Raw genomic sequence first — 21079 nt, 5'->3', positions numbered from 1 at the left:
TATTGTGTCAAATTTAGCATCAAATTCCACCAATGTGGCAAATCAGTCTGCTTTTTATCTTAATACAAAAAATACTTGGCTATTACCCGATGGGGTTGTCGACTTACTATCAACCGAAGCGGTAAAGCAAGAAACCCTGCGTTATCAATTGACCCGTATTTTAATCAGCCATGGCTATGAATTTATTAGCCCGCCTATGATTGAATATACCGAAAGCTTGCTCGGCTATGCGTCTGAAGATGTTAAATTACAAACTTTTAAAATCATTGATCAGCTAACCGGTCGGCTCATGGGGGTACGCGCAGATATCACCCCACAAATTGCGCGGATTGATGCGCGTCTTCACAATAATCAAGACACTAGTAACCCATCAAAATCAATTTCCCGCTATTGTTATGCAGGGCATGTAATCTATACCATGCCAAAGGGCTTATTTGGTTCGCGCACCCCGCTACAGTTGGGCGCTGAGATTTTTGGTACCGATTCACTAGCCAGTGAAGTGGAGCTATTAGATGTGCTATTTACCTTGTTAGATAGTACGGATGTGATTGCACGCTCGCATATTGATATTGGTCATGTGGCGATTTTTCAGCAGCTTTGCCAGCTTGGCAGTGTACCTACGCATCTGCAAGAAAAACTAATTGAGCTCTATGCTAATAAAGCATTACCCGAGCTGAAACTTTTGACCAGCAAAATGCGCCAGTTTGGCGAATTTGCCAACGATTTTTATGTGCTTGGCGAGGCAGGTAATGACTTGCAAAAACTGAGCGAACGACTCTCAAGTCAAGCCAAACACGATGCTATCATTGCCAAAGCTTTGTCTGATTTGACTTATTTGGTGAGCTATCTTGAAGAGCACTGGGATGCCAATGTCAGTGTCGATGTCACAGGATTGGGATATCACTATCATACAGGCGTTGTCTTTAATGTGTACGTGGCAGATGAGTCATTGCCACTGATTCGTGGCGGTCGTTTTAGCAATCATTTTCATCATGAAGTTGATAATACCGATGCCGTGCGTTCCGGCGTTGGCTTTAGCTGCGAGCTAAACCGTTGGCAAAATCATATCCAGGTACATGAGCAGCCTTTTACCGTGGTACCTTATAGCCATGTACAAACTATTTTACATGTACCCAATCATCCTGATGCGCCAGCGCTCAAACAAGCGATTGACTCACTACGCCAAGAGGGGCATCGGGTGATGATTGCGCTGGATGAAACCGATGAACCTGAGCAAACCACCCATCGCTTGCAAGTAGCGAATGGGGTTTGGTACTTAGAGCATTTGGCAGAAAATTAATTTTTAAGCTGTCATAAACTTGTTTTTAGCAATTACTTTGATAAAAGGTGACTTATCATGAAACATACGGGAAAAAACGTCGTTGTCCTTGGTAGCCAGTGGGGCGATGAGGGTAAAGGCAAAATCGTTGACTTATTGACTGAAAAAGCCAGTGCGGTGGCGCGCTATCAAGGCGGTCATAATGCCGGTCATACTTTAGTCGTTGGCGGTAAAAAAACCGTATTACATTTGATTCCATCGGGTATACTACGTGAAGGGGTTACTTGCTATATCGGTAATGGCGTGGTGCTAGCCCCAGATGCGCTATTAAAAGAAATGCAGTCACTGGTTGAAGCAGGCGTGCCTGTGCGTGAGCGACTACGTATTTCGCCCAACTGCCCACTGATCATGCCACAACATGTAGCGCTTGACCAAGCCCGTGAAGTCAAACGTGGTAACAACAAAATTGGCACGACCGGGCGTGGTATCGGCCCTGCCTACGAAGATAAAGTAGCGCGCCGCGCGTTGCGTTTTGCTGATTTGTTGCGAGCTGACTTTGCCGATAAACTAAAAACTAACCTTGAGTTCCATAACTTTGCCTTGACCCAATACTATGGGGTGGACGCAGTCGATTTTGATGCGACCTTAAAGCTGGCAGAGGAATGGCGTGATGCGCTAAAAGACTTGGTGGCTGATGTGACGGGCGAGCTTGACAAGCTATGCAAAGAAGGCAAAAACTTAATGTTTGAAGGCGCACAAGGTACCTTGCTTGACGTTGACCACGGCACTTATCCCTTCGTTACCAGCTCAAACACCACCGCTGGCGGCGTGGCGACAGGTACCGGTCTTGGACCCTTGTACTTTGACTATGTATTGGGGATCACCAAAGCTTACACCACACGCGTGGGGGCGGGTCCCTTCCCAACTGAGCTATTTGATGATATCGGTGAGCACATCGGTACTGTGGGTCAAGAATTTGGTGCTACCACGGGCCGCGCCCGTCGTTGTGGTTGGTTTGATGCAGCGATTCTACGCCGTGCTGTGGTACTAAACTCCCTATCTGGTATCTGCTTGACCAAGCTTGATGTGTTAGATGACCTTGAACAGCTCAATATCTGCACAGGTTATGAGTTGCCAAGTGGGGAAGTTTGCGGCTCTAGCGATGCGGAGTTTTACGAGAACGTGAAACCTATCTATGAAACTTTGCCAGGCTGGAAAACGAGCACCGTGGGCGTGACAGAGTATGACAAGCTACCTGAAAATGCCAAAGCTTATATCAAGCGCATTGAGCAGCTTATCGAGTGTCCCGTTGACATTATCTCAACAGGTCCTGACCGTGCCGAAACCATCGTGCTACGCGACCCGTACGATGCCTAACCCTTATTCATCAAAAAACCCGATGTGATGTCGGGTTTTTTATTTTAGGGTAAAAAATGCTGAATGATAGCTTACTCGCCTTAGCCAATTTATTAACCTCTGCTCTAACCGCTATCACAGGCGTGGGCGGCGGCATGATACTCATTGGACTGATGCCATTTTTTGTGCCTGCAGCAGCGATTGTGCCAGTGCATGGCGTGACCCAGCTCGTTAGTAATGCCACGCGCGCTTGGTTTGGTCGGGATGCCTTAGACTTCACCTATTTTTGGCAATTTTTGGCGGGCTCATTGACGGGACTGTTGGTATTTGGCGTGTTAGTACGCTTTATCCATTTAGAGCTTATTCCGTTATTTATCGGCATTTATATCTTACTAATAACTTGGTCAAGCACTTTTAACCGCGTGATTCGCCGTTTTGAAAGTTTCTTTTTGGTCGGATTTGCACAAACGGGCTTGGGCGTGTTTGTTGGCACACCGGGTCCGCTCAATATCGCCATGCTCAATAAGTACTATGATGATAACAATGTCGTCGTTACTACGGGCGCCTTGATGATGACGGTGGTGCATACCGCTAAATTGATAGTTTATGTGGCGATGGGATTTGTGTTTGCCGATTATTGGCAATTGCTAGTGATGATGGTCATCATGGCAACTGTAGGCTCATGGCTTGGTACCCGACTGCGCCATAAAATCCGTTTAGACTGGCTAGAAAAAATCCTGCCGTATCTACTCACCCTCATAGCGCTCAAATTGATTGTCGATATCGCCCGTCACTATTTTTTTTGAACCTAATGCCAAAAAATCTCAGTAATAAGCGCGATGGCGATGATAATAAATATCAAGCCACATAAGCGATTAAGCCACATCAAGCGATTGCCCAATTGCAGCCAATCCGACAGTTTTTTGCCGCTCATGGTATAAACCAGTTGCCACGTTATCTCAATCATAAAAAAACCCACCGTGAGCATGAGGTATTGCGGCAGTAAAGGCGCGGAAAAGTTGATAAATTTGGGGAAAAATGCGGCAAAAAACAAAATCGCCTTGGGGTTGGACAACGACACCCAAATCCCTGTTTTAAACAGTTGCGCGGGGGTCGGTATCACCTGTAACTGGTCACTGTGCAATTCGCTGTCAGCTTGGCGCCAAGATTTTATCCCAAGATAGGCTAAATACAGCGCGCCCACGACTTTGATAATGGTCAGTAAAACAGGCGCGTTGGTACTGATAAGCCCTAGCCCTAACAGTGACGTTGTCAATAAAATAAATAAACCCATGCTCAGCCCTGCCAACGTCCACAGGGTTTTTTTGATGCCATAATTGACACCAAATTGGAACGCTAATAGCATATTAGAGCCAGGCGCTGCCGAGATAAGGCAAGTACTGATTAAAAAAAATAAGAAATTTTGCAGGGTCATTAGAATTTTTAGTAAATAAATGAAAGATAGCCAATTAACGGTTAATGAGAAGTGTTGGCAGAGGGTGGAATGACAAACTGCCACTCCGGGTTAAAAAACCGTCGAAAAATCAGCAAAGTCGCTATTGTACACCCTAATGTACTGCTGGTGGCAATTAAAAACAGGGTAATAATTTGATAAAGCACGGCTTGGTGCGGGTCTGCGCCTGCCAAAATTTGTCCTGTCATCATACCCGGCAAGCTCACTAACCCCACCACCATCATGCTATTAATCGTCGGTGTGATACCATTTTGAATGGCAGCAATGACATAGGGTTTTGCAGTTTCCCAAGGCGTGGCGGACAATGCCAAATAGGTATTAATCATACTTTGTTCGCGATGAAAACTGCTGACAAGTTGGTTCATAGAGAGTGAGACAGCGGTCAATGAATTACCTAAAATCAGCCCCAATAACGGTATCATGACTTGCGGACGAAACCAGCTAGCCGCGTTGTCTGACAATATCCACCCACCACCAAATATAGCCACCACCCAACTACTGACAAACACCGCCACCGCCGTATCCCAAAATAACCCTTTATAGGGTTTGTTAACCCGATTTTTGGCAGCGATAGTGGCGACAATCGACATAAAAGTCAAAATCGCCAACACTTCATACCATTGCTCTCTGGCAAAAATCCACGCAAGTACCAGTCCAATTAAGCTTAGTTGAACCACCGTGCGAAAACTTGCAATAAGCAGGGATTTGACGATACCCAATTTCAACCAAACACTGATTGCCATCACCAGTAATAATGCCAGACTTGCTAGCGCCACTTGTAGGTAGGAGATAGCGGGCATGGTGATTGCTAATATCATCATGGCTGATTGCCTTGTACTATGGATGCGCGTATTTTGCTATCGATTGTTAACTCGTCATTGCTCAATTGACCATTAGCCATCGTCCAGTGGCTAGTGCCAATCGCCAATAAGCGCTGAATTTGGGTCGGCTCATGGCTGATCCACACCACGCTAGCATTGGGGGTGGATTGATACCAGTGGTTAATCAATGTTTCGACTTGGTGGGTGGTAGTGGTATCAAGGGAAGCAGTAGGCTCATCGAGTAATAAAATGGTCGGGTGCAACTGTAGCGTGCGTAATAAGTTGACAAGCTGTTTTTCGCCACCCGATAAGCTGCGGCTATCTTGCTGTAAAAACTGGGGTGATTTGCCAAGGTTAACTAGGTGCTGTTCATGCCAAGATACATCGAGTTTTTTGTCTTTATACAGTGCAAAGCTAAAGGGCAGGGTCAAGTTATCTAAGACGCTGCCCTCAATCATCTCACTTAGTTGCGCAATATAGGCCACCTGTGAGCGCCAAGTAGCTGGTGTCAAGTCGGTCAAATTTTTGCCGTTTAATGTAATGTGACCTGCTGACATAGGTAATAGGCTTGCTAGTAGCTTTAGCAGTAACGATTTGCCACTGCCAGACTGCCCGGTGATGATAATAAAGTTATGGTCATGGATTTCACCTGAAACATGATTGACGAGTGTTCGATTGTCGATTTGGTAAGACAGTTGGCTAAATTGCAGCATGGCTTTTTGAAGTATAGTTTTTTTAATGTATAGCGTTTTAAAGTATCGTGATAGAGTTATGACAGGGTGGTTTTATCCCAAAGCACTTCTTGACCGGCATCCAACCGAGCAACGACACGCGCCAATACAAACAGCCAATCGGACAGACGATTGATAAACTGTAGACTGAGTGGTGAGACATTAGCATCCCGCGAGTTTAATGCCACGAGTAGGCGCTCAGCGTCTCGGCAATAACAGCGAGCGATATGCACTTGGCTGGTCACAATGGTACCTGCAGGCAAGATAAAATCTTTGAGGGGTGGTAAATGGGTGTTCCACTCATCAATTTGATTTTCAAGTTCTATCACATAGTCTATCAAAATCCCGCGGTATTCGGGCATAGCAAGTTCACCCCCTAGATTGAAAAGCTGGTGCTGCAAGCGGCTTAGCTTAGCATCAAATTGGGAATGGTTAGGTTGGTTTTGGCTATTTTGAGTATGGTTATCTTGACTAAGATAGCCCCGCAATAAACCGATTTGGGAGTTTAATAAGTCAATTTTGCCCATGGCGTCAAAGCGTAAGTCTGCCTTAGACACCCGTGAACCATTCGCCATGCCAGTGGTGCCGTCATCGCCCGTTCGGGTGTAAATCTTTGATAATCGATTGCCCATTATAGAGACCTTAAAGTGTGAAATATGCCAAATCATAGCACTTTTAACAAAATTTCGGTATGATAACCGATTGTCTTTTTTACCCAACTTGCAAAGGTGACTATCCCATGACACAGCTGACACAGCCCATGCCGATTACCATATATGACTCGATGAGTGGACAAAAACGCCCATTCACGCCCTTAGAAGCAGGCAAAGTTGGCATGTATGTCTGTGGGATGACGGTGTATGATTATTGCCACATTGGTCATGCACGGGTCATGGTCGGCTTTGATGTGGTCGTGCGCTGGCTGCGTCATATTGGCTATGATGTCAATTATGTGCGTAATATTACCGATATTGATGACAAAATTATTAACCGCGCTAAGGACAATGGCGAAAGTATCTATCAGTTGACAGACCGCTTTATCAAAGCCATGCATGAAGATGCTGATAATCTGGGCTGTGAGCGTCCTAACAGTGAGCCAAAAGCCACGGATTTTATCCCACAGATGCAGCATCTAATTCAAACGCTGGAAAGCAAAAATTTAGCCTATCAAGGCGCAACGGGCGACGTCTATTATGCGGTCGAAAATTTTGCTGAGTATGGCAAACTCTCAAAACGTCGCCTAGCCGATATGCAAGCGGGTGCTAGCGAGCGGGTGAATGTTGAGACAGACAAAAAAAATCCGTTTGACTTTGTATTGTGGAAATCTGCCAAACAAACAGAGCCATCTGAGACCAAATGGCAGTCGCCTTGGGGGGTGGGTCGCCCAGGTTGGCATATCGAATGCTCGGCAATGAGTACTTGCTGCTTGGGCGACACCTTCGACATCCACGGCGGCGGACATGATTTACAGTTTCCGCACCACGAGAACGAAATTGCCCAATCTGAAGGCGCAACCGGTAAAACCTATGCCAACAACTGGATGCATGTGGGCTTTATCAATGTTGACGGCGAGAAAATGTCAAAATCACTGGGTAATTTCTTTACCATTCGCGATGTGATGGGGCAGTTTCACCCAGAGACCATTCGCTTCTTTATTTTATCGAGTCATTATCGCAGTCCAGTGAATTTCTCAGATAGCGCGCTTAAAGAAGCCCAAACCAGCCTCACGCGTCTGTATCAAGCCTTAAAATCTGTAGAAAGCCTCACCGAACCAGCCGGCGAGATTGACGAAACCCCATTTGAAACCCCTTTTAATCAAGCGATGTGCGATGATTTTAACAGTGCAGGGGCGGTGAGCGTATTATTTAGTCTAGCGCGTGAAATCAACAAAGCGGTCAATCTCGAAACCGTTGAAGGCAATGCCCAAGCGCTGGCGTTAGCAACATTGCTAAAAGATTTGGCACAACCGCTCAATATTTTACAGCTTAATCCAACCGATTTTTTACAAGCGAAAGTGGGCGAAACGACCGGGTTAAGTGATAGCGAGATTGAAGCATTCATCGAAGCGCGCAAGCAAGCCAAAGCGGATAAAGACTTTGCCAAAGCTGACCAAATTCGTAATGATTTGAAGGCGCAAGGCGTTGAGCTAGAAGACGGTAAAAATGGCACGACTTGGCGCCGTGTTTAAGCTGATTTTAACCCGTCACCATTTAAATCGCTTGATAAAATAACCAATTTTAGCTAGAATAGACGGTTAATCAAAAACTAAACGATGGTGTCAATTGAATATACCAATGACAACACGCTAAATCCAAAGGCTGGGCAGGGAACTGTTCAGCCTTTTGCGGTTTTTTGGCTGTCAAATTTTTCACCACGACAAAATTTAAATTACTATTTAACTACTCTTAACTGCTCCGAGGTCTTTATGTTACGAATCGTTGATGAAGCACTTACCTTTGATGATGTGCTGCTACTACCTGCTTATTCTGAAGTCTTGCCTAAAATGGTAGATTTAAAAACCCGTTTGACACGCGGTATTGAGCTAAATTTACCCATCGTATCTGCCGCGATGGATACTGTGACTGAATCGCAAATGGCGATTACCATTGCCCAGCTTGGCGGTATGGGTATTTTGCACAAAAACATGGACATTGATTTACAAGCCATGCAAGTACGCCGGGTGAAAAAATTTGAAGCCGGTACGGTTGTTGATCCTATCAGCGTATCACCTGATACCAGTGTGGGCGAATTGCTTCGTATCACCAAAGAAAACAAAATCAGCGGTGTGCCTGTGGTAGAAGGTAATCAAGTGGTCGGTATCGTCACCCACCGTGATATCCGTTTTGAAAATAACCTAAGCCAGCCTGTTCGCAATATCATGACCCCAAAAGAAAAATTGGTGACAGTCAAAGAAGGCGAGCCCACAGAGAATATCAAACGTTTGCTACACGAACACCGCATCGAAAAAGTGATTGTTGTGGATGACAATTTTCAATTAAAAGGCTTGATTACTGTCAATGACTTCACCAAAGCTGAAAACAACCCAAATGCTTGCCGCGATAGCAAAGGTCGCTTACGTGTTGGCGCTGCAGTGGGTACGGGGGCAGATACCGAAACCCGCGTTGAAGCGCTCATCGCTGCCGATGTGGACGTGATTGTCGTAGATACCGCACATGGTCATTCAAAAGGCGTCATTGATCGCGTGGCTTGGGTGAAAAAGAACCATCCAAACATCCAAGTGATTGGCGGTAATATCGCCACCGCTGATGCGGCACTCGCTTTGCGTGACGCGGGTGCCGATGCTGTCAAAGTGGGTATCGGTCCGGGCTCTATCTGTACCACGCGTATTATCGCAGGTATTGGCGTGCCGCAAATTTCAGCGATTAGCAACGTGGCTGATGCGCTAAAAAATGACATTCCACTGATAGCCGATGGTGGCATCCGTTTTTCAGGCGATATGGCAAAAGCGTTAGCAGCGGGTGCCTCTTGTATCATGGTGGGTTCTCTACTTGCAGGTACCGAAGAAGCGCCAGGGGAAGTGGAGCTATTCCAAGGTCGCTACTACAAAGCCTACCGCGGTATGGGTTCGCTAGGTGCGATGTCAGGACAAAACGGCTCATCCGATCGTTATTTCCAAGACGCCAAAGAAGGGGTAGAAAAATTGGTACCCGAAGGTATCGAAGGTCGCGTCCCTTACAAAGGTCCAATGAACGGTATCATCAACCAATTAGCCGGTGGCTTACGTTCGTCAATGGGTTATACAGGCTGTGCCAATATTGAAGAAATGCGTAGCAAACCACAATTTGTGCGTGTGACTTCGGCCGGTATGAAAGAATCTCACGTACATGACGTGCAAATCACCAAAGAAGCACCGAATTACCGTGTAAACTAAGTGATACGTTGATTGCACTAAAACTGGGTTAACTACCCAGTTTTTTTTTATGGCCCAATTTATCGCCCAAAGTTTTTATAGCTTAAAGTAACGTGTTGCGCCATCACCCATAAAAACAAACAGATATCGCAACATGCGTGAAATTTTGCTATGCTAAAATTTTATATTGTGATAACAACAACGGGCGACAAAGGAGAATTAAATGAGTTATTTTGGTACTGATGGTATTCGTGGTAAGTTTGGGGAATTTCCGATACATCCGCAGTTTTTAATCAAATTAGGCTATGCCACGGGTAAAGTGCTGCTAGCTAACCAAGCAGCTCCAAACGAAAATCATCGTCCCAATGTCGTCATTGGTAAAGATACACGGCTTTCTGGCTATGTTATTGAAGCCTGTCTGCAAGCAGGATTTAACGCCGCAGGGGTAGATGTGCATATGCTAGGCACCATTCCAACCCCTGCCATCGCGCATTTGACCCGAAGTTTTCACGCTGATGCAGGCGTGGTGATATCCGCATCCCACAATCCGTTTTATGACAACGGTATCAAATTTTTCTCTAATGAAGGCAAAAAGCTGTCAGATGAAATTCAACAAGCCATCAATGAAAAAATCGATGAAATCAAAGATATTAATGTTGTTATTGATACCCCAGAAGCGCTTGGCAAAAGTTATCGTGTGGAAGATGCCAAAGGCCGGTATATCGAGTTTTGTAAGGGCACTTTCCCCTACAATCTAAATTTAAATGCCCTAAAAATCGTCGTTGACTGTGCCAATGGGGCAGGATACAGCGTCGCACCCCGTGTATTACGTGAGTTAGGTGCGACCGTCATTGCCATTGGCGATAAACCCGATGGCATTAATATCAACGACAATGTCGGCTCTACCCATCCGGCAAACTTGCAACAAGCGGTGCTTGACCATGAGGCCCAAGTGGGTATTGCGTTAGATGGCGATGGCGACCGTATCATCATGGTCAATGAAAAAGGCGAGTTGGTTGATGGTGACGGCATTTTATATATTTTAGCCACCCAAGCAGAGCAACAAGTCGATGGCGTGGTAGGTACCTTGATGACCAACATGGGTCTGCAATTAGCGTTTGACAAAGCGGGCATTGCCTTTGAACGCGCCAAAGTCGGCGACCGCTATGTCATGCAAGGGCTTGAAAAAAATGGCTGGGTACTGGGCGGTGAGTCATCAGGTCATATTTTAACCCTAGATAAAGCCAGTACGGGCGATGCCATTGTAGCAGGTCTACAAGTGCTTGCGGTGATGGCGCAGAGCAAACAATCATTATCAGAGCTGATGAAGGGTTATACGCAGCTACCACAAAAATTGGTCAATGTCAGATTGGCGCAAAAACAAGATCCCTACACCTTCCCAGAATTGGCAAATGCGTTTAAAGATGCCGAAGAAAAATTGACAGGACGGGGTCGTTTACTGATTCGTCAATCAGGTACAGAGCCATTGATTCGGGTAATGGTCGAAAGCGATGATGAGATTGAGTGTGATATGCTAGCCAATGAACTTGCTGAAAAAGTACGCCAAGTGATGGCGTAAAGTTGACATTTTATAAGGATAAAACATGAGTATTGATTTTACCAGTCAACGATTATCGTATGAGCAAGGCGAGCTTATCGAATCACACTTGCCGGAGCAGCCGTTTAGCTTACTACAAACTTGGGTGCAACAAGCAATTGATGCCAAGCAAGGGGAAGCGTATGCGTTTTCACTGGCGACTTGTGGCCGTGATAGGCAGCCAAGTGTGCGCACTTTACTGATGCGTGAAATTATCCAATTGGAAAACGCGGGCATTGGCCTCGTGTTTTATACCAATTATGACAGTGCCAAAGGCTGTGATTTGGCGACCAACCCCAATGCTGAAGCATTATTTTTTTGGCCAAGCCTAGAAAGACAAATCCGTCTTACCGGCGCTGTGCAAAAGGTTAGCCGTGAACAATCCGCGCAGTATTTTCATAGCCGCCCCCGCGACAGCCAACTAGCCGCTTGGGTCAGCGAGCCACAAAGCAGCGTGGTTGCTAGCCGCGAGGTAATGGAAGACAAATTTGCTCAATTAACTGTGCAGTATGGAGACAACCCAATTCCTTTACCAGAATTTTGGGGAGGCTATCTGCTGACGGTAGAAAAAATTGAATTTTGGCAGGGTAGAGCCAATCGTATGCACGACCGCATTGTTTATTCGCTAGCTGACGAGCAATGGGTGATGGAACGCTTATTACCTTAAACTACAAGCCATAAAAAACACGGTACTTTAAACCGTGTTTTTTATTTGATAAAACTTAGTTTTGCAGTGAACGCAGTAAACGCACAAATTCAATATACATCCACACCAGTGTTGATAAGATACCAACGCTTAGTACCCATTCATAGCTTTCATCCACCCCTGCAGCATAAGCTCGCTCAACGCTATCAAAATCTAATAACAAGCTCAGTGATGCAATCACAATCACCAGCAAGCTAAAACCAATACCCACCACGCCACCGCTAAACAAATACGGCAGTGAGCTACCAAATAGGCTAAACCCGATTTGTACCAGATACACCAGCATAATAGCAATCACAGCAGACATCATCACAGAACGAAATTTTTGGGTCACTTTAATCACGCCACTGCGATAAAGCGCCAGCATCACTGCAGCGGTTACAAAAGTTGCGACCAACGCCGTCGGCGCAACTGTGGGAAACTTAATACTAGCAAAGAGAGAAATCGCGCCAATCACGATGCCCTCTAAAATGGCATAGGGAATCGCCAGTGTTTTAGCTATGTGGGGTTTTGAGATAATTACCATACTCAATACAAAAGCCACCAAGATACTGGCTAAAGCCGCTACACTAACAAAACCTGAAGTGACGCCACTAGCTAGGCAATAGCCAAAAAATCCAACACCCGATAACGTCGTCAGACCTAGCAGAAAAGAGGTTTTTCGAATGACCCCTTTGACCGTCATCGGTGTCGTACTAACCGCAAGTTCAGCACGAGATATAATCGGATTTGCCATAAAAATTTGCTCCCAAGAGTTAAAAACTTTCAAAAGTTAGTTATATATCGATCGCCTTAAATTAGCAAATAGCAATGAGTTTGTATACATTAACTGCACAACGAAGATTAGCAATTTTGTAATATAAAATACTGATTGGGCATAACGTGAGCCAGTAAGCTGTGATAAAATAGCTTAATCTTTATCAGTTAATTTTCTGCTATGACGTCCACACTTATTCCCAATCCTGCCTTTGGGCGTATCGGCATTATGGGTCGTGCCAACAAGCCAAGTGTCATTCAAAGTATCTACCAAATTTGTGACTTTTTTCATGAGCAAGGGTTGCCTTTATTAATTGACCATCAGACGGCACGGTTGCCGGCATTGAGTTTTGCACGTTTGGGTGACATTGCTACTATTGAGCGCAGTTTGCTCGGCGGTGCTTGTGATTTGGTCATTGTGGTCGGTGGTGATGGCTCGCTGCTACATGCGGCGCAAGTACTCGTCAAACACAAAGTGCCAGTAGTGGGGGTGAACCGCGGACGTTTAGGGTTTTTAACTGACATTTATCCTGATGATTTAAACGTAAAATTGACCAGTATTTTACAAGGTCATTATCAGCTTGAAGATCGATTCTTGCTAAAGATGGAAATCCGTCAAGGTGCACATGTGATTTATGAAGATATGGCGCTAAATGACATTGTGCTGCATGCAGGCAAGTCAGTGCATATGCTAGATTTTCATTTAAAAATTGATGGGCTTAATGTCTATCGTCAGCACAGTGATGGTCTGATTGCCTCCACACCGACGGGTTCCACCGCTTATGCGCTATCAGGTGGCGGGCCGATTATTCATCCTAGTATGGATGCCATTTGTCTGGTGCCCATGCATCCACATACCTTATCAAGCCGCCCGATTGTGGTCAGCGGCAACAGCGAAATCAAAATCCGCATCCATAAAGATAACCGCACCCAGCCGATGGTGAGTGCAGATGGGAAACCATCGGTGCCGCTTAACCAAAACCAGCGTTTAGTGATTCACAAGCATCCGAACAAACTTACACTATTACACCCACCTGGGGTGGATTTTTTTGAAGCTTGCCGTACCAAACTCGGCTGGAATAGCTACGCTGAAGAATTTAGTATGGATAATTAAATAAAAAAGCCACCGAATGATTCAGGTGGCTTTTTTATGACAAAATACCTTAATTAATCAGCCCACTTGCCGAGCGTTTTGAGATGAATCCATCTGGGATTTGGTTATGGTCGGCTTGCCAGCGCTGAAATGCCAATTTGGTATTGGTGCCTACGACGCCATCTGACCCTTTGGTATCATAGCCCATTGCCGTCAAACGCTGTTGCAGTTGGCGTACTTCATAAGTAGCAAGTGGCTGCTCATAGCGTGGCCAAGATTGCTGCAAGCCTGGCTGCCCGATAATAGCTTTGGCAAGTAAGCTCACTCCCATAGCATAATTGGAGGAATTATTGTATACCTTAATGGCATCAAAATTTTTGGTTAATAAAATCGCAGGACCCTCTTTACCTGCAGGGAGCCACAATTCTGCCATCGCATCCATCGGCGCATTTGGGGTGATAAATTGAACACCTAAATTTTGCCAGTCCGCCATGGTTTTTTTGGTACTGACCTGGCGATAATCAAAACCATTTGGTAATCGTACCTCATAGTACGAGCCCATGCCACGCTGCCAGCCGGCATTTTTAAGATAGCTTGCGGTAGAGGCTAACGCATCAGCGGTATGCCAAGGGTTACGATGACCATCACCATTGCCATCTACTGCTTCATCTAACCAAGTTTTGGGAATAAATTGGGTATGTCCCATCCCACCTGCCCAAGAGCCGCGCAGTTGCGACCAATCAATATCACCACGCTCAAGCAGCGACAACAGCGCTAGTAGCTGATCCTCTGCAAAACTGCGGCGACGACCATCATATGCCAATGTCGCCAAACTATTGACCAGTGATGAGTTGCCTGTGCCTTGACCATATGAAGATTCCATGCCCCAAATGGCAGTCACAATAGAGGCCGGCACACCATACTGATTTTCAATGCGATCAAGTAGCGCGCTTTGGCTGGCAAAATTGCGCTGACCCCCACTGACTCGACCACTCGACGCGGCACCATCGATATATTCCCAAGGCATTTTGGCAAATTCAGGCTGTCCTTTATCCAGTGATACCACTTGCTCGCTGTAGTTAGCACTGGAAAGCAAGCGTTCAACATCAGCACGGGGGTAACCTTTTTGCACGGCGCGTTCAATAAAATCCGATTTCCACTGATAGAAGCTGCTGTATTGATTGGTTGGAACAGTCACAGGTGGCACGGGCGTGACTTTAGGTGGTACGGTAATGACCACAGGGGCAGTCGGTAACGTACCTGGTAGTTTTTGGGGTTGGGTCTGAATAGGTGCTGATGAACAAGCTGCCAACAATGCCGCTAAGCTGACAGGTAATGCCAGTTTTTGACCACCCAAACGATGCGACAAACAGAGCGATAAAGCGACGATAGACGACGGATATTTAACATACATAGAGCAATAACCTCAATTAATACAAGCCAAATGCGTACAAACATAACAACTGTGGTAAAAAAATTGAATATAGCACAAAAATAGGAAATTTTAATTGTTAAGGAATAATTGATATAAAAATACTACAAAAATTGTGGTAAAAGTATTTGCCAAATTTTGGCAGTTTTGCCAGTGTTTTTGGAAAATAGGATTGATAATTGGGCAAAAAAGTTTATGATAATCGGTTTATAGCAGCTAATTTTGAGGAATAACTATGCTAAAAGTAAATCAATATTTTGATGGGAATGTGGCATCAATCGGTTTTCAAACAGCCACCTTACCTGCGACCGTGGGCGTGATGAAAGTAGGCGAATACGAGTTTGGCACGAGTCAATTTGAAACCATGACCGTCATTAGCGGGGCTATCTCGGCATTGTTGCCAGACCAAACTGACTGGCAAACTTTTAAAGCCAATGAAACCTTTACCGTCGATGCCAACCAAAAATTCAAGGTAAAAATTGACGAAGAAACGGCTTATCTTTGCACTTACCAAGATAAATAATCAAGATAAAGTAAGTAATAAAAAAGCGATATCAAATCCATGATATCGCTTTTTTTAACCAAAAATTTATTGAATACCGCCGAATTTTCCCGCATTAAAATCTAAGATAGCTTGACGGATTTCGGCTTGGCTATTCATCACAAAAGGCCCATAACCCACCACAGGCTCATTAATCGGCTCACCACTCATCAGCAAGATTTTCGCTCCCGCTTTGCCCGCCGTTAAGCGTACAAAATCTTCGCCCGTTTCGCCACTTTCAATCTCAAAAGTGATTAATTGATTGGCGTGTGCTTGCTGGTCGTGATCGGCGTTGATGATCACATCGCCTTGCATCGACAATAACAACAAATTGTGAGTGCGAGAAATCGCGACTTCTATCGAGCGATTGGGTTCAATGCTAATATCCCACAAGTTAATAGGGGTAAAAGTCGTGCCAATGCCGCGTGCCTTATTGTCACCCTGCTGAGGAGCTTGGGTATTGACAGTAGGGGTAAACTCCCCAGCAATTACCTTAATTTGTCCTGCATGTAGTCCTTCATCATCATGTAGACTGACCACAGGCATATCATCATTGCCAAGATGTTGGTATTTGGCAGGCGTGGTTTTATCTTTGGCAGGTAGATTGACCCAAAGCTGTACCATGCTAAAATCACCGCCTGCTTGGCTAAATTCAGGGGAGTGAAATTCCTCATGAATCACGCCATTGCCCGCCGTCATCCATTGCACGTCACCTGTCTTAATAGTACCGCCACCGCCACTAGAATCACGGTGGGAGACTTCACCTGCATAGGCGATAGTTACCGTTTCAAAGCCTTTGTGCGGATGTTGTCCGACACCGCGAGGGGCTTGAGTATTGGGTTCGAAATACTGTGTTGCCGCATAGTCGAGCATTAAAAAAGGATCGGTGCGTTTATCACCCACCATGTGATTGAACATCGGGTTGACATGAAAACCATCACCCACCCAATGGGGGCGCGGGGCGGCATGGATTTTGTCGACTTGTCGGTAAGTTTTATTGCTATTTTGCTTGCTATTTTGCATGGCCATGATTTTTCTCCTTATTGATAGCTATAATATAGGAGCAAAAAGGCTATTTTCAAGTATAAATTACATAGTATTGTTGATTGTAAATATTAACTAAAATAAAAGATAAAAAAAGGCAAAGTTAATTGCTAACATTGCCTTCATAAATTATTTAATGATTTTAATCATCAAGTTCTGACCATCGTGCCATTTTTTCAAGTAACAAATCATCAATCTCGTTGAGACGTTCACTGGCTTGGGTAGCGGCTGCCATATCACTCACAAACCAGCTGCCATCGGCTAATTTGTCTTGAATTTCAGCTTGCTCTTGCTCCAGTAGCGCGATTTCATCGGGGAGACTATCCAATTCACGCTGCTCTTTGTAGCTCAGTTTCTTCTTCACGGTATCAGTTTTTGGTGCATCAGTGTTAATGGCTTCTTTAGGCTTTACTGTTGTCTTTTCTGATTTGTCCGCTTTGGGTTTAATCGCTTGTTCACGGGATTTTTGCGTCAAATAGTCTTGATAGCCGCCCACATATTCTTTGACAATGCCATTGCCATCGCTATCTTCATCAAAAACCCAAGTTGATGTTACGACATTGTCCATAAAGGTACGGTCATGGCTAATCAGTAAGATGGTGCCATTAAAGCTATCGACGGCTTCTTCTAACAGCTCTAGGGTTGCCATATCTAAGTCGTTGGTCGGCTCATCAAGTACCAAGATATTTGCAGGTTTTAGTAGTTGTTTGGCTAGCAAAACGCGGTTGCGCTCGCCGCCTGACAAGGCTTTGACCGGTGTTCTGGCGCGTTCTGGGGCAAATAAGAAATCTTGCAAATAGCCGATGATATGTTTCTTTTTACCCGCCACTTCTACAAAATCAGAACCTTCTGCGACGTTTTGTACCACGGTCGCTTCTAGATCAAGTTGGTCACGCAGTTGGTCAAGAAAGGCAATTTGTAGATTGGTGCCTAATTTTACTGAGCCAGATTTGGTGATATCAGGCTGTGGAATATCCAAAATCGCATGAATGAGCGTGGATTTGCCAACACCGTTTTTACCGATAATACCAATACGGTCACCACGCATGATGCTGGTGTTAAAATCTTTTACCAAGGTTTTATCACCATAACCTAGATTGAGGTGTTTGACATTGGCAACCAATTTGCCGCTATTGTCGCCATCGTTCATGCTGATATTAACTTGTCCGATTTGCTCACGGCGGGATTTACGTTCTTCACGCAGCGCCTTTAACGCGCGCACGCGACCTTCATTGCGGGTGCGGCGCGCTTTGATACCTTGACGAATCCACACTTCCTCTTCAGCCAGTTTTTTATCAAAATTGGCATTGGCTTTTTCTTCGGCGCTCAGTTGTTGTTCTTTAAGTTCTTGGTAGCGGGCATAGCCTTTATTGACATTGCCTGCTTGCTTAGTGACGTCATAACTGCGTAGAATGCCGCGGTCAAGTTCGACAATGCGGGTGGCGATTTTGTCAATAAACGAGCGGTCATGCGAGATAAACAGCAGGGTTAATCCTTGCGCGTTTTGTAAAAATTGCTCAAGCCATTCGATACTTTCGACATCCAAATGGTTGGTCGGCTCGTCAAGTAGTAGCACATCAGGTTTGGTAATCAGCGCACGGGCAAGCAGCACACGGCGTTTGCGACCGCCCGATAATTCACTAATATCGGCATCGCCGTCCAAGTTCATCATGGACAGCATGGTCTGTACTTCGCGGGTCAAGTCCCACCCATGGGCATCATCAATTTTATGCTGCAAATCTGACATTAATTCGCAGGATTTCATGTCACCGCTAGCGCATTTGTCGCTGGCTTGCTCGTAGGCCGTCAGCCATGTTGCCACGTCACCAGCACCTGCCATAACGATGTCGCTGACTTTGCCCGACGTTTCTGGAATGTCTTGCTCGAGCATGGCAATTTTCAGATTGCCACTGATTTGGAATTCGCCACTGTCAGCCTTGACTTGACCGCTAATGACCTTAAATAAAGTTGATTTGCCTTCACCATTGCGCCCAATCAAACAAACGCGTTCGCCTTGTTCGATATTAAAATCAATACCGTCCAAAATCGGTGCAATACCAAATGCCAAATGAATATCTCGTAAATGAATCAGTGCCATAACTTTCTCAAAGTTTAGTAAAAATGTTTGTATAATAGGAAAATGCGGCTATTGTAGCAGACTTTATGGCAAAAAATTGTAGGGAAACTTATGAGGCATTCTAAATGAGCGAAAAAGATCACCAAAAACAGGCAAGCGATGAAAATGGGTGGGTTACCATGGTGGAAAAATTAACCCAAGCGTTGATTGATTTACAAACGCAAGTGCTGTTTATGGAAGATACATTGGATAAACTTGATAATATCGTCACCGAGCAAAGCCAGTTGATTGCTGACCAACAACGGCAATTACAGCTACTTTATCAAAAATTGGAAACTCAAACGCAAGGCTCACAAATTCAGCCGTTTGATTTGTTGAGCGATAAACCGCCGCATTATTAACCTAGTCTACTGCTCGATGCATATTGAGAATAAAGGATATCGGCGAACTCGGATTCAGTCACTTCCCCGATAACTAAATCTCGCATCGCATCGGCTAACAAAATGTGGTCAATCGTGATTTCAAAATCATTTAATGACAAATATTCTAAAGCAACCGCAAGACCTGTTCGTTTATTGGCGTCAGATAATGCATGAGCTACAGCGATACTTGTTGCATACTTCGCTGCAATCTCAAAAATATCATTAAGTTCACCATATACAATGGCATTATCAATTCTCGCTAAAGCACCTTGTAATTTGCCAATGTCTGCTTGCCCCTTCATACCTTTTTCTGTTGAAAGGATATAGGCATTTATTTCAATAACCCGCTCAAATGGGAAAAATATTAACTCCATTACATATCTGCTAGGCGTTTAAAGGTTTTGTTATGAGTGCGTAGAACTAGTTTGGTTTCCGATTTGATAATTTGCATACCATAAATACCTGACAAATCAAGTTTTTTAGTGGGCTTAATGGCAGGACGTTCTACGATTTTGACGCCATATTTTTCCAATTTTTCGCTCATGTTTAGACCCTAATTTCATCAACAAAAAAACCGCTACAAATTCATTATAGCGGTTAATTAAATTTATTCAAATGCTAAAGGCTTAATCATTCAACTGGCGAGTGGGTAATACATCCTTAATGGCGTCACGTAAATCATGCATCGCTTTGACTGTGGTATCCCAATCGATACAGCCATCGGTAATAGACTTGCCATATTCAAGCTGGCTCAAATCCGCGGTCAAATCTTGACGACCGCCTTTAAGATGACTTTCAACCATCATCCCAATAATCGAGCGATTACCGTGTTTGATTTGCTCAGCGATATTTTGAATGACCATCGGTTGCAGGTAAGGGTCTTTATTTGAATTGGCATGGCTTGAGTCAATCATGATTTTGCCTGAGACTTTACCTTTAGCAAGTTCATTTTCCGCTTGGGCAACGGCAGTGGCATCATAATTGGGTTTGCCATTACCGCCACGAAGCACCACATGACCGTATGGATTACCTTTTGATTGAATGATAGACACCAGACCATCGGCAGATAGACCCAAAAAGCTATGACCAGATTTCACCGCTTGCATGGCATTGACAGCCACTGTCATACCGCCATCTGTACCGTTCTTAAAGCCGACTGGACAAGACAGACCTGAAGACATCTCGCGGTGAGTCTGACTCTCAGTGGTACGTGCGCCAATCGCTGACCAGCTGATTAAATCTTGGATATACTGCGGTGTATTGGGATCAAGCGCTTCGGTTGCACAAGGTAAGCCTTTTTCATTCAAATCAAGCAGCAGTTTGCGCGCAACACGCAAGCCCTTATTGATATCAAAGCTATCATTCATGTCTGGGTCATTGATTAAGCCTTTCCAGCCCACCGTGGTACGAGGTTTTTCAAAGTATACACGCATCACCACATAAATACTGTCTTCAATTTCTTTGGATAAAGCCAACAGTTTATCGGCGTATTCATGGGCAGCGTTGACGTCATGAATCGAGCAGGGACCAATCACCATCAATAAACGTTTGTCTTTACCGTCTAAAATATTACGCACGGTTTCACGACCTTTGGTCACCGTCTCGATAGCTTTGGGGCTCAATGGTAGTTCGTTTTTTAATTCCGCAGGCGTCACTAGCGGTAAAATTGCTTCAATATTCACATTATCTACATCAGCGATATCAGTTTTGGCAAAAGTTGTCATAATTCTCACAGGCTGTTGGCAAAAATTTAAAAAATCACTATAAACCAAAAAATTTATAATGTCATTACTTGAGTCAGTAGGAAAGCCTACTTTTAGTTTGGCAGTTGATAAAATATTTTGTCAATGTTCAAAATCTGTTTGGTCAAAGTTTTTTT

General features: G+C 44.7%; 21 protein-coding genes. 10 read left to right on the top strand and 11 right to left on the bottom strand.

Annotated elements, in window-relative coordinates; translation table 11 throughout:
• The first annotated feature begins 4 nt into the window (after window positions 1-4).
• The 3 genes from ACAM37_RS05505 to ACAM37_RS05495 are packed head-to-tail and all read left to right on the top strand — an operon-like array spanning window position 5 to window position 3441.
• Window positions 5-1300 (top strand): ATP phosphoribosyltransferase regulatory subunit, encoded by a 1296-nt coding sequence (locus ACAM37_RS05505; protein WP_369625669.1) that lies wholly within the window; start codon window positions 5-7, stop codon window positions 1298-1300.
• 57 nt (window positions 1301-1357) lie between these two features.
• Window positions 1358-2656 (top strand): adenylosuccinate synthase, encoded by a 1299-nt coding sequence (locus ACAM37_RS05500; RefSeq protein WP_369625668.1) that lies wholly within the window; start codon window positions 1358-1360, stop codon window positions 2654-2656.
• A gap of 56 nt (window positions 2657-2712) precedes the next feature.
• Entirely contained in the window at window positions 2713-3441 is a 729-nt protein-coding gene (locus ACAM37_RS05495) for a sulfite exporter TauE/SafE family protein (protein ID WP_007116771.1), read from the top strand.
• A 2-nt stretch (window positions 3442-3443) separates the two neighbouring features.
• Here the strand turns inward: ACAM37_RS05495 and ACAM37_RS05490 are convergent, their stop codons facing one another.
• Genes ACAM37_RS05490 through ACAM37_RS05475 form a run of 4 tightly spaced genes read right to left on the bottom strand, consistent with a single transcriptional unit; the run spans window position 3444 to window position 6293 of the window.
• On the bottom strand, window positions 3444-4070 hold the full coding sequence (locus ACAM37_RS05490; RefSeq protein ID WP_369625667.1) for a LysE family translocator: 627 nt from the start codon (window positions 4068-4070) through the stop codon (window positions 3444-3446).
• Between the two features lie 41 nt (window positions 4071-4111).
• Window positions 4112-4930 (bottom strand): ABC transporter permease, encoded by an 819-nt coding sequence (locus ACAM37_RS05485; RefSeq protein WP_369625666.1) that lies wholly within the window; start codon window positions 4928-4930, stop codon window positions 4112-4114.
• Window positions 4927-5643 carry an ABC transporter ATP-binding protein gene (locus tag ACAM37_RS05480; protein WP_369625665.1) on the bottom strand — a complete coding sequence of 239 codons (717 nt, stop codon included), beginning with the start codon at window positions 5641-5643 and terminating at the stop codon, window positions 4927-4929. The genes ACAM37_RS05485 and ACAM37_RS05480 overlap by 4 nt, the downstream gene beginning before the upstream one ends.
• A gap of 56 nt (window positions 5644-5699) precedes the next feature.
• Window positions 5700-6293, bottom strand: a complete 594-nt coding sequence (locus tag ACAM37_RS05475; RefSeq protein WP_369625664.1) for a cob(I)yrinic acid a,c-diamide adenosyltransferase — start codon at window positions 6291-6293, stop codon at window positions 5700-5702.
• A 107-nt stretch (window positions 6294-6400) separates the two neighbouring features.
• Between ACAM37_RS05475 and cysS the strand changes: the two genes are divergently transcribed.
• The 4 genes from cysS to pdxH all read left to right on the top strand — a co-directional run bounded on the left by cysS (window position 6401) and on the right by pdxH (window position 11796).
• A complete protein-coding gene (gene cysS, locus ACAM37_RS05470) occupies window positions 6401-7849 on the top strand; it encodes a cysteine--tRNA ligase (protein ID WP_369625663.1) in 1449 nt (482 codons plus the stop codon).
• A gap of 237 nt (window positions 7850-8086) precedes the next feature.
• The gene (gene guaB, locus ACAM37_RS05465; protein ID WP_369625662.1) at window positions 8087-9553 is read left to right on the top strand and encodes an IMP dehydrogenase; all 1467 of its coding nucleotides are present in this window, start codon (window positions 8087-8089) and stop codon (window positions 9551-9553) included.
• Between the two features lie 202 nt (window positions 9554-9755).
• The gene (gene glmM / locus ACAM37_RS05460; protein ID WP_282840999.1) at window positions 9756-11111 is read left to right on the top strand and encodes a phosphoglucosamine mutase; all 1356 of its coding nucleotides are present in this window, start codon (window positions 9756-9758) and stop codon (window positions 11109-11111) included.
• A gap of 25 nt (window positions 11112-11136) precedes the next feature.
• Complete coding sequence (pdxH, locus tag ACAM37_RS05455; RefSeq protein WP_313060398.1) at window positions 11137-11796, top strand: pyridoxamine 5'-phosphate oxidase; 660 nt, start codon at window positions 11137-11139, stop codon at window positions 11794-11796.
• 55 nt (window positions 11797-11851) lie between these two features.
• On the opposite strand, the gene ACAM37_RS05450 is transcribed toward pdxH, so the two are convergent.
• Window positions 11852-12571 carry a Bax inhibitor-1/YccA family protein gene (locus ACAM37_RS05450; protein ID WP_007116760.1) on the bottom strand — a complete coding sequence of 240 codons (720 nt, stop codon included), beginning with the start codon at window positions 12569-12571 and terminating at the stop codon, window positions 11852-11854.
• A 201-nt stretch (window positions 12572-12772) separates the two neighbouring features.
• Here ACAM37_RS05450 and ACAM37_RS05445 point away from each other — a divergent pair, with 201 nt between their 5' ends.
• Window positions 12773-13705 (top strand): NAD(+) kinase, encoded by a 933-nt coding sequence (locus tag ACAM37_RS05445; RefSeq protein ID WP_007116759.1) that lies wholly within the window; start codon window positions 12773-12775, stop codon window positions 13703-13705.
• A 49-nt stretch (window positions 13706-13754) separates the two neighbouring features.
• On the opposite strand, the gene ACAM37_RS05440 is transcribed toward ACAM37_RS05445, so the two are convergent.
• Entirely contained in the window at window positions 13755-15098 is a 1344-nt protein-coding gene (locus tag ACAM37_RS05440) for a lytic murein transglycosylase (RefSeq protein WP_369625661.1), read from the bottom strand.
• A 253-nt stretch (window positions 15099-15351) separates the two neighbouring features.
• Here ACAM37_RS05440 and ppnP point away from each other — a divergent pair, with 253 nt between their 5' ends.
• Window positions 15352-15639, top strand: a complete 288-nt coding sequence (ppnP, locus tag ACAM37_RS05435) for a pyrimidine/purine nucleoside phosphorylase (RefSeq protein ID WP_050324377.1) — start codon at window positions 15352-15354, stop codon at window positions 15637-15639.
• Between the two features lie 66 nt (window positions 15640-15705).
• On the opposite strand, the gene ACAM37_RS05430 is transcribed toward ppnP, so the two are convergent.
• Together ACAM37_RS05430 and ACAM37_RS05425 are read right to left on the bottom strand one after the other, a co-directional pair.
• Window positions 15706-16686, bottom strand: a complete 981-nt coding sequence (locus ACAM37_RS05430; protein ID WP_369625660.1) for a pirin family protein — start codon at window positions 16684-16686, stop codon at window positions 15706-15708.
• Between the two features lie 157 nt (window positions 16687-16843).
• Window positions 16844-18799, bottom strand: coding sequence for an ATP-binding cassette domain-containing protein (locus tag ACAM37_RS05425; protein WP_369625659.1), 1956 nt, complete (start codon window positions 18797-18799; stop codon window positions 16844-16846).
• Window positions 18800-18903: 104 nt separating this feature from the next.
• On the opposite strand from ACAM37_RS05425, the gene ACAM37_RS05420 reads away from it, so the two are divergent.
• Window positions 18904-19179: a SlyX family protein gene (locus ACAM37_RS05420; protein ID WP_309595980.1), complete on the top strand. Its 276-nt coding sequence runs from the start codon at window positions 18904-18906 to the stop codon at window positions 19177-19179.
• Here ACAM37_RS05420 and ACAM37_RS05415 read toward each other — a convergent pair.
• The 3 genes from ACAM37_RS05415 to ACAM37_RS05405 all read right to left on the bottom strand — a co-directional run bounded on the left by ACAM37_RS05415 (window position 19176) and on the right by ACAM37_RS05405 (window position 20924).
• Window positions 19176-19574, bottom strand: a complete 399-nt coding sequence (locus tag ACAM37_RS05415; protein ID WP_036604258.1) for a type II toxin-antitoxin system death-on-curing family toxin — start codon at window positions 19572-19574, stop codon at window positions 19176-19178. The genes ACAM37_RS05420 and ACAM37_RS05415 overlap by 4 nt on opposite strands.
• The gene (locus tag ACAM37_RS05410) at window positions 19574-19744 is read right to left on the bottom strand and encodes a hypothetical protein (protein WP_007116753.1); all 171 of its coding nucleotides are present in this window, start codon (window positions 19742-19744) and stop codon (window positions 19574-19576) included. The genes ACAM37_RS05415 and ACAM37_RS05410 overlap by 1 nt, the downstream gene beginning before the upstream one ends.
• 82 nt (window positions 19745-19826) lie before the next feature.
• The gene (locus ACAM37_RS05405) at window positions 19827-20924 is read right to left on the bottom strand and encodes a 3-deoxy-7-phosphoheptulonate synthase (protein ID WP_083106196.1); all 1098 of its coding nucleotides are present in this window, start codon (window positions 20922-20924) and stop codon (window positions 19827-19829) included.
• Window positions 20925-21079 lie beyond the last annotated feature (155 nt).

Source organism: Moraxella sp. K23, assembly GCF_041154765.1.
Lineage (GTDB): Bacteria > Pseudomonadota > Gammaproteobacteria > Pseudomonadales > Moraxellaceae > Faucicola > Faucicola tetraodonis.
This window is presented reverse-complemented; position numbering and strand designations above follow the sequence as displayed.

Excerpts from the sequence above, each read along its gene's own strand:
- ACAM37_RS05500 (WP_369625668.1), top strand. The coding sequence starts at position 1,358 with ATGAAACATACGGGAAAAAACGTCGTTGTCCTTGGTAGCCAGTGGGGC.
- ACAM37_RS05495 (WP_007116771.1), top strand. The coding sequence starts at position 2,713 with ATGCTGAATGATAGCTTACTCGCCTTAGCCAATTTATTAACCTCTGCT.
- ACAM37_RS05490 (WP_369625667.1), bottom strand. The coding sequence starts at position 4,070 with ATGACCCTGCAAAATTTCTTATTTTTTTTAATCAGTACTTGCCTTATC.
- ACAM37_RS05485 (WP_369625666.1), bottom strand. The coding sequence starts at position 4,930 with ATGATGATATTAGCAATCACCATGCCCGCTATCTCCTACCTACAAGTG.
- ACAM37_RS05480 (WP_369625665.1), bottom strand. The coding sequence starts at position 5,643 with ATGCTGCAATTTAGCCAACTGTCTTACCAAATCGACAATCGAACACTC.
- ACAM37_RS05475 (WP_369625664.1), bottom strand. The coding sequence starts at position 6,293 with ATGGGCAATCGATTATCAAAGATTTACACCCGAACGGGCGATGACGGC.
- cysS (WP_369625663.1), top strand. The coding sequence starts at position 6,401 with ATGACACAGCTGACACAGCCCATGCCGATTACCATATATGACTCGATG.
- guaB (WP_369625662.1), top strand. The coding sequence starts at position 8,087 with ATGTTACGAATCGTTGATGAAGCACTTACCTTTGATGATGTGCTGCTA.
- glmM (WP_282840999.1), top strand. The coding sequence starts at position 9,756 with ATGAGTTATTTTGGTACTGATGGTATTCGTGGTAAGTTTGGGGAATTT.
- pdxH (WP_313060398.1), top strand. The coding sequence starts at position 11,137 with ATGAGTATTGATTTTACCAGTCAACGATTATCGTATGAGCAAGGCGAG.
- ACAM37_RS05450 (WP_007116760.1), bottom strand. The coding sequence starts at position 12,571 with ATGGCAAATCCGATTATATCTCGTGCTGAACTTGCGGTTAGTACGACA.
- ACAM37_RS05445 (WP_007116759.1), top strand. The coding sequence starts at position 12,773 with ATGACGTCCACACTTATTCCCAATCCTGCCTTTGGGCGTATCGGCATT.
- ACAM37_RS05440 (WP_369625661.1), bottom strand. The coding sequence starts at position 15,098 with ATGTATGTTAAATATCCGTCGTCTATCGTCGCTTTATCGCTCTGTTTG.
- ppnP (WP_050324377.1), top strand. The coding sequence starts at position 15,352 with ATGCTAAAAGTAAATCAATATTTTGATGGGAATGTGGCATCAATCGGT.
- ACAM37_RS05430 (WP_369625660.1), bottom strand. The coding sequence starts at position 16,686 with ATGGCCATGCAAAATAGCAAGCAAAATAGCAATAAAACTTACCGACAA.
- ACAM37_RS05425 (WP_369625659.1), bottom strand. The coding sequence starts at position 18,799 with ATGGCACTGATTCATTTACGAGATATTCATTTGGCATTTGGTATTGCA.
- ACAM37_RS05420 (WP_309595980.1), top strand. The coding sequence starts at position 18,904 with ATGAGCGAAAAAGATCACCAAAAACAGGCAAGCGATGAAAATGGGTGG.
- ACAM37_RS05415 (WP_036604258.1), bottom strand. The coding sequence starts at position 19,574 with ATGGAGTTAATATTTTTCCCATTTGAGCGGGTTATTGAAATAAATGCC.
- ACAM37_RS05410 (WP_007116753.1), bottom strand. The coding sequence starts at position 19,744 with ATGAGCGAAAAATTGGAAAAATATGGCGTCAAAATCGTAGAACGTCCT.
- ACAM37_RS05405 (WP_083106196.1), bottom strand. The coding sequence starts at position 20,924 with ATGACAACTTTTGCCAAAACTGATATCGCTGATGTAGATAATGTGAAT.